General features: G+C 38.1%; 13 protein-coding genes. 7 read left to right on the top strand and 6 right to left on the bottom strand.

Annotation, left to right across the window (positions count from 1 at the left end):
- Positions 1-71 precede the first annotated feature (71 nt).
- Positions 72-1139 carry a 23S rRNA (adenine(2503)-C(2))-methyltransferase RlmN gene (gene rlmN / locus JFV29_RS27825; RefSeq protein WP_201187729.1) on the top strand — a complete coding sequence of 356 codons (1068 nt, stop codon included), beginning with the start codon at positions 72-74 and terminating at the stop codon, positions 1137-1139.
- 207 nt (positions 1140-1346) lie between these two features.
- Here rlmN and JFV29_RS27820 read toward each other — a convergent pair whose 3' ends face one another.
- The gene (locus JFV29_RS27820) at positions 1347-1679 is read right to left on the bottom strand and encodes a heme oxygenase (RefSeq protein ID WP_053348337.1); all 333 of its coding nucleotides are present in this window, start codon (positions 1677-1679) and stop codon (positions 1347-1349) included.
- A gap of 367 nt (positions 1680-2046) precedes the next feature.
- Between JFV29_RS27820 and JFV29_RS27815 the strand changes: the two genes are divergently transcribed.
- The 5 genes from JFV29_RS27815 to JFV29_RS27795 all read left to right on the top strand — a co-directional run bounded on the left by JFV29_RS27815 (position 2047) and on the right by JFV29_RS27795 (position 8843).
- Complete coding sequence (locus JFV29_RS27815; RefSeq protein ID WP_053348338.1) at positions 2047-3495, top strand: DEAD/DEAH box helicase; 1449 nt, start codon at positions 2047-2049, stop codon at positions 3493-3495.
- A 368-nt stretch (positions 3496-3863) separates the two neighbouring features.
- Positions 3864-4763 carry a LysR family transcriptional regulator gene (locus JFV29_RS27810; RefSeq protein WP_201187726.1) on the top strand — a complete coding sequence of 300 codons (900 nt, stop codon included), beginning with the start codon at positions 3864-3866 and terminating at the stop codon, positions 4761-4763.
- Positions 4764-5047: 284 nt separating this feature from the next.
- On the top strand, positions 5048-5689 hold the full coding sequence (locus tag JFV29_RS27805; protein ID WP_201187724.1) for a phosphate starvation-inducible protein PhoH: 642 nt from the start codon (positions 5048-5050) through the stop codon (positions 5687-5689).
- The gene (locus JFV29_RS27800) at positions 5686-6294 is read left to right on the top strand and encodes a hypothetical protein (protein WP_201187722.1); all 609 of its coding nucleotides are present in this window, start codon (positions 5686-5688) and stop codon (positions 6292-6294) included. Before JFV29_RS27805 ends, JFV29_RS27800 begins: the two co-directional genes overlap by 4 nt.
- Positions 6295-6767: 473 nt before the next feature.
- Positions 6768-8843 carry a catalase gene (locus tag JFV29_RS27795; protein WP_201187721.1) on the top strand — a complete coding sequence of 692 codons (2076 nt, stop codon included), beginning with the start codon at positions 6768-6770 and terminating at the stop codon, positions 8841-8843.
- 85 nt (positions 8844-8928) lie between these two features.
- On the opposite strand, the gene pepT is transcribed toward JFV29_RS27795, so the two are convergent.
- From pepT to JFV29_RS27770, 5 genes are all read right to left on the bottom strand, one after another.
- On the bottom strand, positions 8929-10164 hold the full coding sequence (gene pepT, locus JFV29_RS27790) for a peptidase T (RefSeq protein WP_201187719.1): 1236 nt from the start codon (positions 10162-10164) through the stop codon (positions 8929-8931).
- 217 nt (positions 10165-10381) lie between these two features.
- A complete protein-coding gene (locus JFV29_RS27785) occupies positions 10382-11839 on the bottom strand; it encodes an alpha-amylase (RefSeq protein ID WP_201187717.1) in 1458 nt (485 codons plus the stop codon).
- A 514-nt stretch (positions 11840-12353) separates the two neighbouring features.
- A complete protein-coding gene (locus JFV29_RS27780) occupies positions 12354-14144 on the bottom strand; it encodes a CotH kinase family protein (protein WP_201187715.1) in 1791 nt (596 codons plus the stop codon).
- A gap of 69 nt (positions 14145-14213) precedes the next feature.
- Positions 14214-14918, bottom strand: coding sequence for a DUF4956 domain-containing protein (locus tag JFV29_RS27775; protein ID WP_057216250.1), 705 nt, complete (start codon positions 14916-14918; stop codon positions 14214-14216).
- Positions 14919-14952: 34 nt separating this feature from the next.
- Entirely contained in the window at positions 14953-15636 is a 684-nt protein-coding gene (locus JFV29_RS27770) for a polyphosphate polymerase domain-containing protein (RefSeq protein WP_056522033.1), read from the bottom strand.
- 273 nt (positions 15637-15909) lie between these two features.
- Between JFV29_RS27770 and JFV29_RS27765 the strand changes: the two genes are divergently transcribed.
- Entirely contained in the window at positions 15910-17262 is a 1353-nt protein-coding gene (locus JFV29_RS27765) for an aspartate aminotransferase family protein (protein ID WP_053348344.1), read from the top strand.
- The last annotated feature ends 4 nt before the right edge of the window (positions 17263-17266 follow it).

The raw sequence follows: 17266 nt of genomic DNA, 5'->3' as shown, positions 1-17266 counted from the left end.
TCAGAGGAATTGCTTATAAGGTTTTTGGAGTTGTAGAATTAAATTTTAATGTTATGAAAAGAGGGTAACGTATGAATAAAGAGTCCATTTATGGTTTAACATTCGATCAATTGACAGCGTGGCTTTTGGAACATGGTCATAAAAAGTTTAGAGCTTCACAAGTCTGGGAGTGGCTTTATAGGAAGCGCGTAACAGATTTCTCTGAAATGACAGATGTAAATAAAGAGTGCATTCAATTACTGAAAGATAACTTTTTCATCCAAACTTTAACTGAGCATGTTAAGCAAGAGTCAGCGGATGGAACGATTAAGTTCTTGTTTAAATTACAGGATGGAAACCTCATCGAAACGGTTATGATGAGGCATAAATACGGGATTTCGGTTTGTGTCACCACACAGGTAGGATGTAATATTGGTTGCAGTTTCTGTGCAAGTGGTCTATTAGCCAAAAGTCGTGATTTATCTAGTGGGGAAATTGTAGAACAGATTATGAACGTTCAACTGCATCTAGATAAATTGGAACAAGAAGACATTGTTAGTCATGTAGTTGTAATGGGAATTGGCGAGCCGTTTGACAACTTTGAAAATATGATAGACTTTTTAAAGGTAATTATGGACCATAAAGGGCTTGCTATCGCTGCAAGGCGTATCACTGTATCGACTAGTGGACTTGCCAACAAGATTTATGAATTCACAGATACTCAATTACAGGTAAACCTGGCAATATCATTGCATGCACCGAATAATGAACTTAGAACCCGGATAATGAAAATAAACCGAGGTATTCCAATAGAAAAATTAATGAAATCGCTTGATTATTATTTAGAAAAAACAAACAGAAGAATTACTATTGAGTATATCCTATTGAAAGATGTAAATGATCATCAAGAAGAAGCCGAGCAACTTGCCAATCTTCTTGATGACAAAAAACATCGGCTTTATGTTAACTTAATTCCATATAATCCTGTAGATGAACATAGTCAATATCAAAGAAGTGAGAAAGAGTCAGTTCTCTCGTTTTATGATACGTTGAAAAAGAGAGGCGTAAATTGTAAAATCCGCCAAGAACATGGAACGGATATTGATGCGGCCTGCGGACAGTTAAGAAGTAAACAAATTAAAAAGGCTGAAGTTCAATAAGAATTTGATGAATAAAAGCCAAAATCCAACAGAAAAAACAGTATGTTATTGAACACATACTGTTTTTTCTGATTTATTAAATGATGGAAGGTCGATTTAATTGTGTCGACGGACGAATAATCTCTTTGAAGGTCGAATTATTCCTGGCCACGGTCGAAATAATACCTCCAACGGACGAATTTCGTATAAAACTCTTTTTGAAGTTTCCTATTTAGCTATTTCTTTTACTGAGGCAACTTCATAAGTAGTAAGTTCACTGCCTAGAATAGGTGATTCTTTTTTTGCTTCATCGGAACTAGGTTCAGGTCGTTTATGTGCAGCTTTAAACGCATCACTATTTCTCCAAGCAGTAAAGTTATCAAGGTTTTCCCAGTACATATTTACGTTTAGTTCATCATGATCTGTTAAGTTTTGTGTTAATAATACTTCTACTTTTACGAAGCCTTCTGTTGTATCAAGTGGGCCTGGTGCAGTAAATCCTGGGGCCATAACTGCACCCATCCCTTTTTTAACTCTAATTCTATTCGTTACGATTATCATAAATCAACGCTCCTTTTAGATAGAATTTAATGGTTTTTACCTTTTTTTAACTCTCTTGTATCATACATATTTTAGCATATAAGCAGGATATTTTGATTAATCAAAGCAAGGTTAAAGAAGTTTGAAAGAAATAAATTTTTCGGAAGGCAACCTTTCACTAAAAAATAGGTAAAGGAGCTTCATTTTATTATTTTTTAAAAGACATGTCTTTTAAAAATAGAAGAATAGATCACATGAAAAAAGCATCTAGTAGTTTGGTTATTACGAGGTTTATCACTTCATATCGCGTATAATAGAAATCAGTATAAGGAAATAACGATTGTGGAAACAATAAAGTAAGATAATAAACAACAAAAGAGGCTATTATATGACTGAATTAAGTTTTACTGATTATACATTAAGTGATGAAATTGTAAGGGCATTGGAGAGTCTGGGTTATCAGCAACCAACGGAAGTTCAACGTGAAGTGATTCCTGTTGCATTGAAAAGAAAGGATCTTGTCGTGAAGTCGCAAACAGGGAGTGGTAAGACAGCAGCATTTGGCATACCGATCTGCGATATGGTTGATTGGCAGGAGAATAAGCCGCAGGCACTTATTTTAACACCTACGCGAGAGCTTGCTGTACAGGTGAAAGAGGATATTACGAATATAGGTAGATTTAAACGAATTAAAGCAACAGCGGTTTATGGAAAATCTCCATTTGCTCTACAAAAAGCAGAACTTAAACAAAAAAGTCATGTAGTTGTAGGAACGCCAGGACGAGTACTCGATCATATTGAAAAAGGTACGTTTGTTTTGGAGCGCTTAACACATTTGGTTATTGATGAGGCGGATGAAATGTTAAATATGGGGTTCATCGAACAAGTGGAAGCCATTATTAAAGAGCTTCCAAAAAACCGAGTTACCATGTTGTTTTCTGCTACTTTACCAGAGAGTATAAAGAAACTTTGTCAAAAATATATGAACGATCCTTTAGATATTGAGATTAAGGCAACGGGCATAACGACTGAAAAGATTGAACATGCCCTAATCGAAGTGAAGGAAGATGATAAGTTTTCCTTGCTTAAAGACGTTACAATCACTGAGAATCCTGATAGCTGCATCATTTTTTGTCGGACGAAAGATCGGGTGGACGAAGTCTGTGAAAAGTTAATGGATTTAGATTATCCTTGCGATATGATTCATGGAGGTATGCTTCAAGAAGATCGTCTTGCTGTGATGAACGAGTACAGAAGAGGTGAATTCCGCTATTTAGTTGCTACAGATGTAGCTGCAAGGGGAATTGACATTGATAATATTACTCATGTTATTAATTATGATCTTCCACTAGAAAAAGAAAGCTATGTACATCGAACTGGAAGAACAGGTCGAGCTGGTAAAAAAGGGAAAGCTATTACTTTCGTGACACCGTACGAAGATAAGTTCCTTAAAGAGATTCAAAGCTATATCGGATTTGACATCCCTAAAATCTCTCCTCCATCAGAAGAAGATGTCTCGAATAAGATGAATGATTTTGAAGCGAAACTAGAGGCTCGTCCCAAAATAAAAAAAGATAAAAGTGAACAATTGAATAAACAAATCATGAAGCTATATTTTAATGGCGGTAAGAAAAAGAAAATCAGAGCCGTTGATTTCGTGGGTACAATTGCGAAAATTGATGGTGTTAAAGCCGAAGATATTGGAATTATCACCATTCAGGACAATGTTTCCTATGTGGAAATATTGAATGAAAAGGGACCTCTTGTTTTGAAAGTGATGAAAAATACGAAAGTCAAAGGCAAGCTTTTAAAGGTTTCAGAGGCCTTTAAGAACTAAAAGGGAATGATAAATAAAGAAGCGGTAAAGATGAATGATTGGTCTTTGCCGCTTCTTTATTTTTGTTATTGATTATTTATGAGAAATTTTTACTCCGTTATATAGCGGTAGATAGGGCAATCACATGCTAGAAAAGTACTTCATTTAAGGGATGTCTAACATCTTTCATTATACAAAGGCTCATAGCGACAGGAGTGTAAAGGAAGCTACATAGAAATATTCCTTTAAGTTGAATTTTAAGGAACAGCATATGAAAGAGAAAGTATAGATGCATTTTTGACATGGACAGGATGAGCATGTCCTGATAGTATATAAATGATAATGATTATCATTTTCACAAAAGGACGGTCTTGAGGGGGAAAACACACATGAATACACTGGAGAAAATGGAGACGTTTATCGTACTTGCCGAGTGTCGCTCTTTCACAGAGGCTGCCCGCCGACTTTATTGCTCACAACCTACTATTAGTCATCATATCAATCACTTAGAACAAGACTTTGATTCAAGACTTTTTCATCGTACTGGTAGGAAAGTAGAGTTAACGAAGCAAGGGGAAGTTCTCTTGACTTATGCAAAACAGATTCTGAGTCTTGTGGATGAGGCTTCAGTAACGATGAAAAAAGTAGACTACTTTGAACAGACACTCTCGGTATTCGTCAGCAATTATATTGCGGATTACTTCTTTGCGGATCTTCTCCATCAATACAAGGAGATTTCACGAAAGAAGTGCATTGAAATCAATAGTTTTTGTTACGATGATTTAAAGAAAAGCCTTCAAGATAACTTGACCAATTTTGCAATCATGCCAATCTATCCTGAAGACTACTATTTAATGGACCACTATGACACGTCAGTTTTATTCGAGGATGAACTATCCCTGATTTTCCCAAACGATTATTTATGGGATACAAGAAAAACACTTTACTGCCGTGATTTACATAACCAAACCGTCCTCTTGCCAAAGAGTCATTACTTACAGCAATATATCAAGAGTCATTTATGTAGTCGACAAGTTAAGGTGAGGTATTTACAAATGAGCAACTTTGAATTAATCAAAAAGGCTGTAAAAGCTGGACATGGGATTGCCTTTCTACCTAGCTTTGCTGTTGCGGAGGAATTAAGTAAAGGAGAGTTAGTTTCAAGGCCGGTATCAGGGCTATCAATTAAGCGGAAAAACGGATTAGTAATCCGTAAGAATACTCAGCTTACAGATTATGAACAGGATTTTTGTAATAAGTTAAAGCAACATTTCCTTCAATTCGTTTAAGATCCTCATCGAGAGGATTTTTTTTATTTGTATAACTAACCTTTGTATTAAGAAAATGAATAGTGCCATTCATAAATATCACAAAAGGAATATGGCGGCAATGAAACTAAGGATTATCATTAAAAAAGCAGAATAATCGATATTGATAATCATTATCAATTTTGGTAGTTTGAGATTACACAAAGGTGATTCTGATAATTAAGGATGTAGAAGGAAGCTATGAAGATATCGCCAACATCTGTTTTATGCAAAGTTTGATAGATGCATTGTTGAGGAGGAAAAAAATGAATGAGAAAAAAAACGACTTTCTGATGCTTGATACAGGAAGCTATTTTGGAAAAGCAAGGGTGAACGACCCTAAGTATCAGGAGGATTTTACATTTATTGATACTTACGAACTACCAGATATTGATTTAAAACCTTTTAAATGCCTGGTCATCCAGGGTTTAATAGATCAGAAATTTTTATATAAACATAAAGAGTTAATTCATGAATTTTTAAATGATAAAAAAGTCATCGTTTTTTGTGGCAACATATTTATGGATTGGCTACCAGGGGGATCGAACTTTATCCCTAAAACGATACACAGTTTTCAAGACTATGTTGTATCAGTCCACCAACCCCACCCGATTTTTGAAGGGGTGGAAGAGGATGATATGACCTATAATAAAGGGGTTTCAGGCTTTTTTGCAAGAGGTCATCATCCAATTCCTGATAAAGCTGAGGTTTTGTTGACGTTGCCTGGTGGAGAACCAATCACATATATTGATAGGCACAGCACAAAAGGAACAATTCTTGTTCATTCAGGAAACGATTTATTTGGTTCGATGAATGTGAAAAAAACAACAGTCCGTATTAGCTTCCAACTCATGCAGTGGGTACGGAATGAATACCAAATACTTCAAGAGAAGAGTGAAGTGAAATGAGGAAAATTGCAGTAATTGACGGTGGTAGTTCACAACACCATCGGACATATACCGAGCCGAAATATCGTAAATATATTGATACACTAATTTATCTTCCTGATCTAGTTAAAACGTCAATTGATGAATTTGATGTCCTGCTCCTTCCTTCCCAACTACATATGGGCCTTCTCATGAAGTCCATGGATAAAATATATGAATTCGCTAATAGGGGTGGGATCATTGTGTCCTTTGGTCCACAGCTGAATGAATGGATTCCAGGCCATAATTGGGAGTTCAGGGAAACGAATTTTTGGTGGTGGCTTGAAAAGGATCCCAAAAGCGGTTTGGTCCTCCAAAAGCCTGACCATGACTTATTCAGCCGCTATCTAACACTTGCTGATTCGACTTGGCATCAGCATGGCGTATATTGGCCGCCTAAAGGTTCAGATATCCTTGTCTCTACTGAGGATGGTGGTGCCGTTCTTTATATTGATAAGGTCAGTACAAAAGGTACTTGGGTAGTTATGACTCTTGACCCTGATTACCATTATGGCTCTTATTTTATGCCAGCAACGGAAAGGTTTCTGAATGGATTCTTCCCTTGGCTTGCTGAAGGCGATGTATAATGATGTAATTTGAAAATCTTCCAAAAGGTAACGGAGATCAACATGTCCTCCGTTACCTTTTCTTATTTAGGATAGTTCGATGGCTTCCTGTTCAGGAAAGAGCATGTTGCTATAGTTTTATGGATTTACAAGAATGATTAAATGGACTCTACTCTGATTGTATAGCAAGTACTGCGTTTGCTACAGTAAAGTTCCCCCACACCATTTTGTTCCAATAATTTATAGTAATCATCCAGTGAATCTACTTGGGTATTTTTTGTTATTAAAGAAGGAAGAAATCCATTTTTGTCTGGCTAGTTGGAAAATAAAACCAAATATTCTTTTTCGGGATCTGTTTAATTGTCAAAATCGGGTGGTATATGAGGAAAGATAGTAACTTATTTGAAATATAAAAGAAGTGAAAAGCTTGATAAAGAAAATACATACACCATGAATTTGCCTGAAATTTAAAGACATGGAGGGGAATGACAAGGATGACGAATGAAAACGAACACGGAAAAGTAAATGAACAAAGCAAAAATCAACAGTTGGATCAATATCGAGTGGACGATAACGGGAAAAGGATGACTACTAACCAAGGTTTGCGTGTTTCGGAGGATGAGCATTCCTTGAAGGCGGGTGACCGGGGTCCAACATTGATGGAGGACTTTCATTTTCGTGAAAAAATGACCCATTTTGACCATGAGCGTATTCCCGAGCGGATTGTACATGCGCGCGGGTTCGGGGCACATGGATATTTTCAGGTATATGAGCCGATGGCTGAATATACAAAGGCAAAGTTTCTTCAAAACCCATCAGTTAAGACACCGGTATTTGTTCGATACTCAACCGTAGCAGGTTCCCGAGGATCAGCAGATTCGGTCCGTGATGTTAGGGGATTTTCTACTAAATTCTATACTGAGGAAGGGAACTATGACTTGGTCGGAAATAATATCCCAGTATTTTTTATCCAAGATGCCATTAAATTTCCGGATTTAATTCATGCGGTTAAGCCGGAACCTCATAATGAAATACCTCAAGCGGCGTCTGCACATGATACATTTTGGGATTTTGTTGCCAATAATGAAGAAACTGCCCATATGATTATGTGGCATCTGTCGGACAGAGCCATACCAAGAAGTTTCAGGATGATGGAAGGGTTTGGTGTCCACACATTCCGTTTTGTTAATGAGGAAGGTGTTGCCCATTTCGTTAAGTTCCATTGGAAGCCGGTACTTGGTGTTAAATCCCTTGTCTGGGATGAAGCACAGAAAATTGCTGGGAAAAACCCCGATTTTCACCGTCAAGATCTATGGGAAGCCATTGAAACAGGGAATTATCCGGAATTTGAATTTGGCGTGCAATTGATTAAGGAGGAAGACGAATTCAAATTTGACTTTGATATCCTCGATCCTACTAAACTATGGCCAGAAGAACAGATCCCAGTGAAAATTATCGGGAAAATGGTTTTGAATCAAAATACGGATAACTTTTTTGCAGAGACGGAACAGATAGCTTTCCATCCGGGGCATGTCGTACCGGGTATTGATTTTTCCAATGATCCGTTGCTACAGGGACGATTATTCTCATACACAGATACCCAGCTATCCAGATTAGGTGGTCCTAACTTCCATGAGCTTCCGATTAACCGAACGGTTGCACCCGTGAACAATAATCAACGGGATGGCATGCACCGTATGGCAATAAACCCTGGTCCTGTAAGCTACTATAAGAATTCACTAGCCGATAACTCTCCAGAACCTGCCTCAAATGCAGAAGGCGGCTATGCTCATTATCAGGAAAAAGTGGATGGCAGGAAGGTGCGTCAACGCAGTGAAAGCTTCAATGATCATTACAGTCAGGCAAAATTATTCTGGAATAGTATGACAGATGTGGAGAAAGAGCATATTATTCAGGCTTTCCACTTTGAAGTGGGAAAAGTGAAAAGTAAGGACGTTCAGCAGCAAATCGTAGAGATGTTCAGCAATGTAGATGTGGAGCTGGCTAAAATAATTGCAATTGGAGTCGGAGTGAATCCTCCTACAAATACGCGTGAGGTCAAAATGGATCTGTCTTCTTCAGCATTAAGCCAAGAGAAAATGAAAGCCAATACTGCGGCGACAAGAAAAGTGGCTGTGTTGGCTGCAGATGGATTTAACGGATCTGAAGTTTATCAAGTCCTGGAATCTCTTAAATCGGCTAGTATTATCGCAGAAATCATCAGTAATAATCGTGGTTGGATTACAAGTGCTGAAGGCCAGCAACTCGAGGTCGATCAAACATTCCTGACAGCTGACTCGGTTTTATTCGATGCTGTGTATGTGGCAGGAGGACAGCAGAGTGTCGATTCATTAAAGACTTTGAAGGATCCGATTTACTTTGTCGAAGAAGCTTACAACCATTTCAAAGCGATTGGAACAGGAAAAGAAGGAGCCGAAATTCTAACGAAGGTAGGCATAACTTCACTTGATCCAAACGGAGGCATTATAGCCGTTTCGGATACAAATAGTGAATCTACTGCTGCCTTTATCGATGCGATTGCTCAGCACCGTCATTGGGCACGTTCTTAATTCTTGAATGTAAAAACCCAGACTTTAAGGAGTCTGGGTTTTTAGTGTGATTTAGAAATTATTATTGTAATAACTCTCCACATCTTTAATTTGCTTTTTCCTCAAAGAGAGAGACAATTCCAACAATCACGTTGGTGGCCTTCATCATATTATCGACGGAAATGAATTCGTATTTGCCATGAAAGTTCTCGCCGCCTGTAAAAATATTTGGTGTTGGTAGGCCCATATACGATAGTTGAGAACCGTCCGTACCACCGCGGATTGGTGAGATTTTTGGTTTGATTCCGAGTTTCTCCATTGCTTCATAGGCAATGTCGACGATTTCTTTAACCGGCTCGATTTTTTCCTTCATGTTGTAGTATTGATCATTCAATTCAAGAAGGATTTGATTTTGACCATATTTTTCTCTTAATTCTTCAGTGACTTTCGCTATATAGTTCTTACGGTTGTTAAATTGTTGGCGGTCAAAATCTCGAATAATGTAGGAAAGCTTGGTTTCCTCAACATCTCCGTGAAATGAAAGGAGATGATAAAATCCTTCGTAACCTTCTGTATATTCCGGTGCTTCTTCTCGAGGGAGCCTGCTGTGGAGATCCATGGCAATCTTAGCCGAGTTGATCATCTTCCCTTTGGCAGTACCAGGGTGTATATTCGTCCCTTTGATAGTGATCTTGGCTGATGCCGCATTAAAGCTTTCATATTCAAGTTCACCAAGTGGACCGCCATCTACTGTATAGGCAAATTGAGCATCGAAAGCAGCTACATCAAACTTATGTGGTCCTCTGCCGATTTCTTCATCGGGAGTAAAGGCCACGCGGATTTTTCCATGTTTGATTTCTGGATGATGAATTAAATAATCCATAGCTGTCATAATTTCGGCAATGCCAGCCTTATTATCTGCGCCGAGTAGGGTTGTTCCATCCGTTGTGATTAAGGTATGCCCTTTATAGTCGTTAAGCGAAGGAAAATCATTAGGTGATAGGATGACATTCAATTTTTTATGTAAAGTAAGATCACTACCATCATAATTTTCAACAATTTGCGGTTTTACATCTTTCCCAGTAAAATCCGTCGCCGTATCAATATGAGCCAAAAATCCGATAGTCGGTACTTTCTTTTCTGAATTGGCAGGCAAAGTCGCCATAACATAGCCATTTTTATCAATTGTCACTTCTGTCATCCCGATTGCTTGTAATTCCTCTACTAATGTATTTGCCAAAGTTAACTGTCCGGTTGTAGAAGGACATGTGGGATTTTCCTCATTGGATTGCGTATCCACCTTTACATAGGAAGTAAATCTTTTAATAATTTCATTTTTCATTTTTCCCTCAGCTCCTTTTTCCCTTATCTTACCATGTTTGATTAGGATGAAAAAATCAACTTTGTTCTAGTGGATGAATGATTCGTCCTTCTATCGTTTTTAGGGTGTGAACTTTAAAATATGATTTTGTATAAAACAGCAAAGAAGAGCATGTTATTACCCCACATGCTGTTCTTTGCTGTTGTTTTTTGAAGGTATGGTCTAAGGGCATGTACTTTTACATATTCAACGCCCAAACAGATACACTTTTACCATGAACAGGAAAGGTTGCGAAACCATCTTCTTCAATGGTGATATGATCATCTCTATGAAAGGTCAGGTCAATCCAGATTTCACCAGCACGATGTTCACCGACGAACATCCTCTTTTCACTGTTGTGGTCTCCATTGGAAACAATGACAGCACATCCAGACCCTTCTATTTCTTCGACTCCAAGTCGGACCCAGCCTATCGTGTTTGGATCATCGAAATAGTCTTCTTGTTTTCCATAGGCTTTTTCATATCGAGCAAATAAGAGGCGGTCTAAAATATCTTTTTTTCCAGGAACTGGAGAAGGTCCGCCAATTCCGTAATAGTCTCCGTAAAAGACACAGGGGTAACCGCAAAGTCTCAGCAAGATAAGGGCATATGCTGATGGTTTAAACCAGTCCTTTACCCAAGATTCTAGTGATTCATGTGGCTGGGAGTCATGGTTGTCGACAAAAGTAACGGCCTGTGCCGGATTGGTTTTAACGAGGGTATGATCAAAGATGGTTGAGAGGTCGAACTTAGAGCCTGCTTTTGAGGCTTCATGAAATTTATAATGCAGAGAAACATCGAACAAGCTGAGGTCATGATTTGTTTGTTCTAAGTAAGTTTGGCAAGCCTTCACATCGGCCTTCCAAAATTCTCCGACCATGAAGAAATGTTCCTTTGTATAAGGGAGGAGTTCCTTTAAAAAATCATTAATAAATTCATAATCAATATGTTTTACAGCGTCCAATCGAAAACCATCGCATTTTAACGTGTCGACCATCCATTTTCCCCAGCTAATCATCTCCTGGCGAACTTTTGGCTGACTGTAATCGATATTCGCAAACATTAAGTAATCGTAATTACCAAATTCATCAATAACATGCTTATTCCAATGTTTATTTTCCCCTGTTATCCGGTACACACCCATTTTGTCGTTTCCGGCATCATAGTCCGTTCCATTAAAATGAGTATGATTCCATTTAAAATCAGAGTATTGATTATTACGGCCTGGAAAATCGAATGTTGTCCAACCTTCAATTTCAAACGGTTCTGAAATGTCTTCCATCCGGTTGTCCGGGTTGACTTCAATGACTTCAAATTTTTCAGTTCCATCAGCTCCAGCCTTATGGTTCATAACTAGATCGATATACACGCAAAGCCCGTAGTTATGACATGTGGCTATTGCTTGAAGCAATTCCTCTTTTGTTCCGTATTTGGTTCGAACGGATCCTTTTTGGTCGAATTCACCCAAATCGTATCCGTCATAAATTCCATAGCCGTTATCCCCTACGGATTGCCCTTTTGTAACTGGCGGAAGCCAAACACAGTCAATTCCTATATCTTTCAACTTGGAAGCCTCATACTTCAATCTGTCCCAATGAGAGCCATCTGCTTCAAGATGCCACTCGAAAAATTGCATCATTGTATGATTTCTTTTCATTCGTTCCCCCCCTGACACCGACACGTTTTGACAAGATTGATAATGGAAAATCGGAAAATTAATGATGGAAATCTTTACCCAGTTTATAAAAATAATAAACAAGTAACCAGTCTCTCTGAATAGAGGTTCAGTCCTCTCTCTATTTTACTATTTTATACCAAATAAGGGTAATTATAAGTTTAAAAATAATCGATGAGAGCAGTTTGTTAAGTCAGGAAGAGGGAGGAATAAGCTCAAGAAAGTGTTATGAAAAGGCGCTTGGAGCGTGGTTAATCATATTAGTAGGAAATCAAGGTATTTATTTTTTTAGATTTTTTTTTGGCGTCTGTCCAAGTTGATTTTTGGTTTTTTTCGTGAACTTTTATAGAAATAAAGAATAATAGGGAAAGAAATTATTTTTGTACTAGAGTCATTTGGTTGGGAAATAGATAGAGGGTATTAAGCTAATGAAATAAAAAAAGGTACCCCGAATTTTAGTTTGGGATACCTTGATTGTAACGAAATTAATAGGCAGTTAGCCTCTTTTTCCTCTTCGTTTAAAGAAGTGAGCGAATGCCATTGCGCCAAATAGTAATAAAAGGAGAACAGAAGATAGAATTATCGTTTCTTTGGAGTAACTGCTGTTAGCCACTCCTTGCGAACCCATATTCTCGTTCATACCAGGGGGCTTTATAGCTGCACCATTTTCACCATCACCCATGTTAGGGGGCTGCATGGCTGCACCGTTCTCACCGCCGCCCATGTTAGGAGGCTGAGCTGCACCATTCTCACCGTCACCCATATTAGGAGGCTGAGGTGCGCCATCTTCTCCATCGTCTATATTAGGAGCTGCACCGCCCATACTGCTTTCTGTTTCAGCTTCAACAACTAGATCTCCAGAAAGTTGTGCCAAGATAGAATCAGCACGTTTGGTAGCGAAATCAACCAGGGTTTCTTTGCCTGACGTTGCTTCTGTATACTCGTCCAATGTATAGAATTTTGTCGGATCTTTTTCCACATATGGTGAGATTAATGTGGAAATCTCAGTTGTCATTGCTGTCATATTTTCTTTAGAGAAAAAATCTGTGGCAATGTCGTCTAGATAATCATAATATTTTTCGCGGTACTCTTCGTTGGAAAGCAGGGCATTTAATAAAGGCCGATTCTCAAGTGTCGTACCTGACACAGGCTCTGTAATGCTGAAGTTAATAATGCTTTCATTCATGAAATTGGAGCTCATGTCCATCATGGCACCACCGTTCATATTCGGTGAACCACCAGGGAATTCTGCATTGTCATCATCATTAGCATTAGCATTAGCAGCAGTTGTATCACCATTAACTGTTGCAGCATCTTTTTGATCAGCTGCCTTTTCATCCTCTGCGGCTTGTCCCTTTCTGCCCCCGCCCCCTGAATAACCACCAAATGACATATTATAGTCCCATGGCAGGATGGAAAAGACGCCGTTCTCTTCATATAAATAGTAATTATGCTTTTTATCGCCTTGATAGTGATCGAGGTTGACAAGAGCTGTATTAGCTGCAAAGTAGCGCAGCATTTCGTCAACATTTAATACTTCTTCTAAATTCCCGCCATTATTGATAACATCAAGCATTTTGATCATAGCAGATTGATCGGAATTATCGTTTGTTTTTAAGTTTATTCCTGTGTAGTCATCAATATCATCGCTAATCCATTTTAAATCACTTCCGGTGCCATCAGGATAATAAAGGTCCCCGGTGCCATCAGCAAAGTTAGTATCTAAAAATGTTTCTTCAATAGCTTCTACACCTAAATACAAACCCCATTCTTTGCCGTTAATGGTCACGTACATATAGGAATGACCGGGAGTTGCTATGCCCATTTTTTCCATTAGCTCATATGAAAGATACTCTCTCATATAGGTTGGGTCACTGTAATTGTTATTTAAAGCCAATTTTTTCAAGCCGTGTAAATCTTGATCTTCCTGATAATAATCAAAGTCTATCTTCCAGCTGTAACGATCAGAATCTTCCATTTGGACAACAGAATTTAAGGAAAGGTTTCCCTTGGTTCGAAAGCCTACATTTTTAACCGTTTCTCCATCAATCGTTACATCGGCATTAACAATTTCCTTTTCAGTGGGATTCTCCAAGATGGAGACTAAATCATCATCATCCATTTTTATATCAACGTTTGTCACCTTACTTTGGTCAAATACAGATTCAGTATAAGTTTTCCCTTTCGAAGCTTTTTCAACTTGAAGATTGGGAAGGAAAAACATCACTGCTATAAAAATTACTATCAGTAAACCAATCGACGCTAAAACATATCTTGTTTTTAACATGCCAAGGCTCCTTCCTCCTGTATTCTTAAATAGAGGAGCGGACATAGATTTTTATGTCCGCCTTCTATCTTAGGCAGTGAAGTTGCCGTCATAACTTAACATGATTGCAGAATGAACGCTGTCCATGTCCTTGACTTGATTAATGAATTCAGTATTATTATCCTTTAATCGAATTTCATATGTCACTTCGAGGTTATTGCCAGGCATTACGGATTTCGATTTGATAGAGTGTTTTTTCACTTTACTAGAAATCCTTTCTTCTAACGTTTTTTCTATTGAAGCATCTGTGTATTTCACGATAAATAAATAAGGATTTTCTACAGTCAAACGGTTTGCAAATACAAGCATGACAATACCGATTAAAATAGCACCGATGATGACGAGTGGAATTAGACCAGCCCCGCACAAAATTCCAGAAGCAGCTGCCCAGAATAGGAAAACCAAATCCATAGGGTCTTTAATAGGCGTTCTGAACCGTACAATAGAGAGAGCACCAACCATACCAAGAGAGATAACGATATTAGTTGAAATACCCATGATAATTAGGGCAGTAGCCATTGTCATAATGATGAGAGAGATGTTGAAATTGTGTGAGTACATCACACCGGAAAAGGTCTTCTTATAAATAACGTAAATGAACAAACCAATGGCAAACGCTAACAGTAACCCTATTAAAGAGTCAATAATTGAAAAGCTTTCGGTTTTGTCCAAAAAGCTAGATTTGAAAATATCATTAAAAGTACTTGTAGTTGTTGCAGTTGCGGTCGTATCCATGTTTTATTCCTCCAAAAATATTGGTAGCTGAAAATCAGCCGTATCTTCTGCTTAGTTGATATTTTGAAAAAGATGATTTTCTAGTATCGATGATGGAAAGCAATTGTTTGATGATACCTGGAAGAAATTCATCAAATTTGACCTCCAGAATGACCCAATCGGGATCTAATGCATCGACTACGATTAATTCAGGATTCAGGAAATCTGTGTCCCGATAACTGGTTTTCACGTTACTATCAAACGTCACCCGAACATTTCCATATTCATAGATAAAGACTTCTCTTTCATAGTCCACGACGGTTGTCGGTTTGATCTGAAAAAGGGTCATTTGAATATATAAATCTCGAAGTAAATCCCTTGAATCCCCAGACATCCATTCTATATCCCCCAAACGAATTCGTTCATATTCCTCAGCAGAGAGCCTACATTTCTGTTTATAGGTTAAATTATCCCGCTTACTCTTTTTTTCTAGGTTAATAAAGTCGGAATCATAATCATAAAGTCTAGCTCTAAATTTATCTCTATGATAGAAGCCCTCTGTTTTTTGCCTTAGTATTTTATTGTCAAAGTTATCGAAATAGACACTGCGAATTAAATACTTTCCATCATGTCCATGGGGATCAAGCTTCATAAAGTTCTGTAGGTTATTTCTTAATAGATAACAATCTGCTTTGGTAATTGCATGTTTGAGTTCACGCCTGCCTTTCAAACCATTCATTTTTGTTCCTCCTTTTCTGTGTTTTTATCTAGGTCAAGCTTATTAATATAATCTTAATTAAACCTTAAGAAAAATTTCCAGGTCATAAAATGAACAGAATATCCTAGTTACAACCATTTAAATACCATTTTTAACCTTTGTTTAATTTTATTGGAATTTATTAGAAGAAAAATGAGCGTATTTACTCATTGAGAATAATTATCATTATCATTAGAATGAATTGTGTGATAATGATAATTATTCTCAATTAATTAATATACAGGGAGGCTCATTATGGGAACAACCACACTTACCAAAAATGATCAATTACTGGAACAACAAAACACAAGGGAATCAAATGCTCGATCTTATCCTAGAAGATTACCTATGGCCATCGATCAAGCGGAGGGAATATACCTAACAGACATGGATGGAAAAAAATATATTGATTTTCTTGCCGGTGCTGGAACATTAGCGCTCGGACACAATCACCCGGCTGTGCTAGAAGAAATGGAAAATGTTCTAAAAGCTAAACGACCTTTACATACATTGGACTTTACTACGCCAATCAAAGAGCAGTTCGTTGATGAAATTTTTGAATGTCTGCCTGAAGAATTCAGAAAAAATGCAAAGATTCAATTCTGTGGTCCTACAGGCGGAGATGCTATTGAGGCGGCACTTAAATTAGTTAAAACAGCTACAGGCAACCGAAGCATTTTATCTTTCCAAGGTGCTTATCACGGAGCAACACATGCGACAATGTCAATTAGCGGTAATACAAAACCAAAGGAAAAAGTTCAAGGGTTAATGCCAGACGTGCATTTCCTACCATATCCATACCAGTATCGCTGCCCATTTGGAATTGGCGGAGAGGAAAGTCACAAAATTAGTAGCCAGTATATCGAAAACCTGTTGAACGATCCTGAGTCTGGATTATTAGCACCTGCAGGAATGATTTTAGAGGCAGTACAGGGTGAGGGAGGTTCCATTCCAGCACCAATTCCGTGGCTTAAGGAGATCAGGAGAATTACAAAAGAGAGAGGCATTCCATTAATTATCGACGAAGTTCAATCGGGTATCGGCCGAACAGGTAAAATGTTTGCCTTCGAACATGCAGGAATCATTCCAGATGTTCTTGTACTATCAAAAGCAATAGGTGGCAGCCTTCCATTATCCGTCGTGATTTATAACAAAGATCTGGATCTATGGTCTCCGGGTGCTCATATTGGTACGTTCCGCGGAAATCAATTGGCAATGGCAGCAGGAACAGCAACTTTAAAGTTCATGAAAGAAACAAACCTTGTGGAGCATGCAGCTAAAATGGGAGAAATCTTAAAGAATATTCTTAAAGATTTGCAAAAAGATATCCAACAAATTGGGGATGTTAGAGGCCGGGGATTGATGGTCGGTGTTGAACTGGTTAACCATTTAGAACCGCAAAACTCGAATGGAAGCTATCCGGCTAATTCTGAACTTGCCAGCACCATTCAACAGGAATGTTTCCAAAGAGGATTAATCTTAGAAGTCGGTGGCAGACATGGTAGCGTCGTGAGGTTTTTGCCTCCATTAATCGTAACGGAATCCCAGCTTCGAGAAGCTACTGCAATTTTTGAAGAAGCTGTTCGTGCAGCTGTTGCAAGAGGGTGAATAA

The organism is Peribacillus sp. TH16, from assembly GCF_016651095.1.
GTDB classification, from domain to species: Bacteria; Bacillota; Bacilli; order Bacillales; family DSM-1321; genus Peribacillus; species Peribacillus butanolivorans.
The sequence above is the reverse complement of the archived record's forward strand: the minus strand, read 5'-3'. Positions and strand labels throughout refer to the sequence as shown.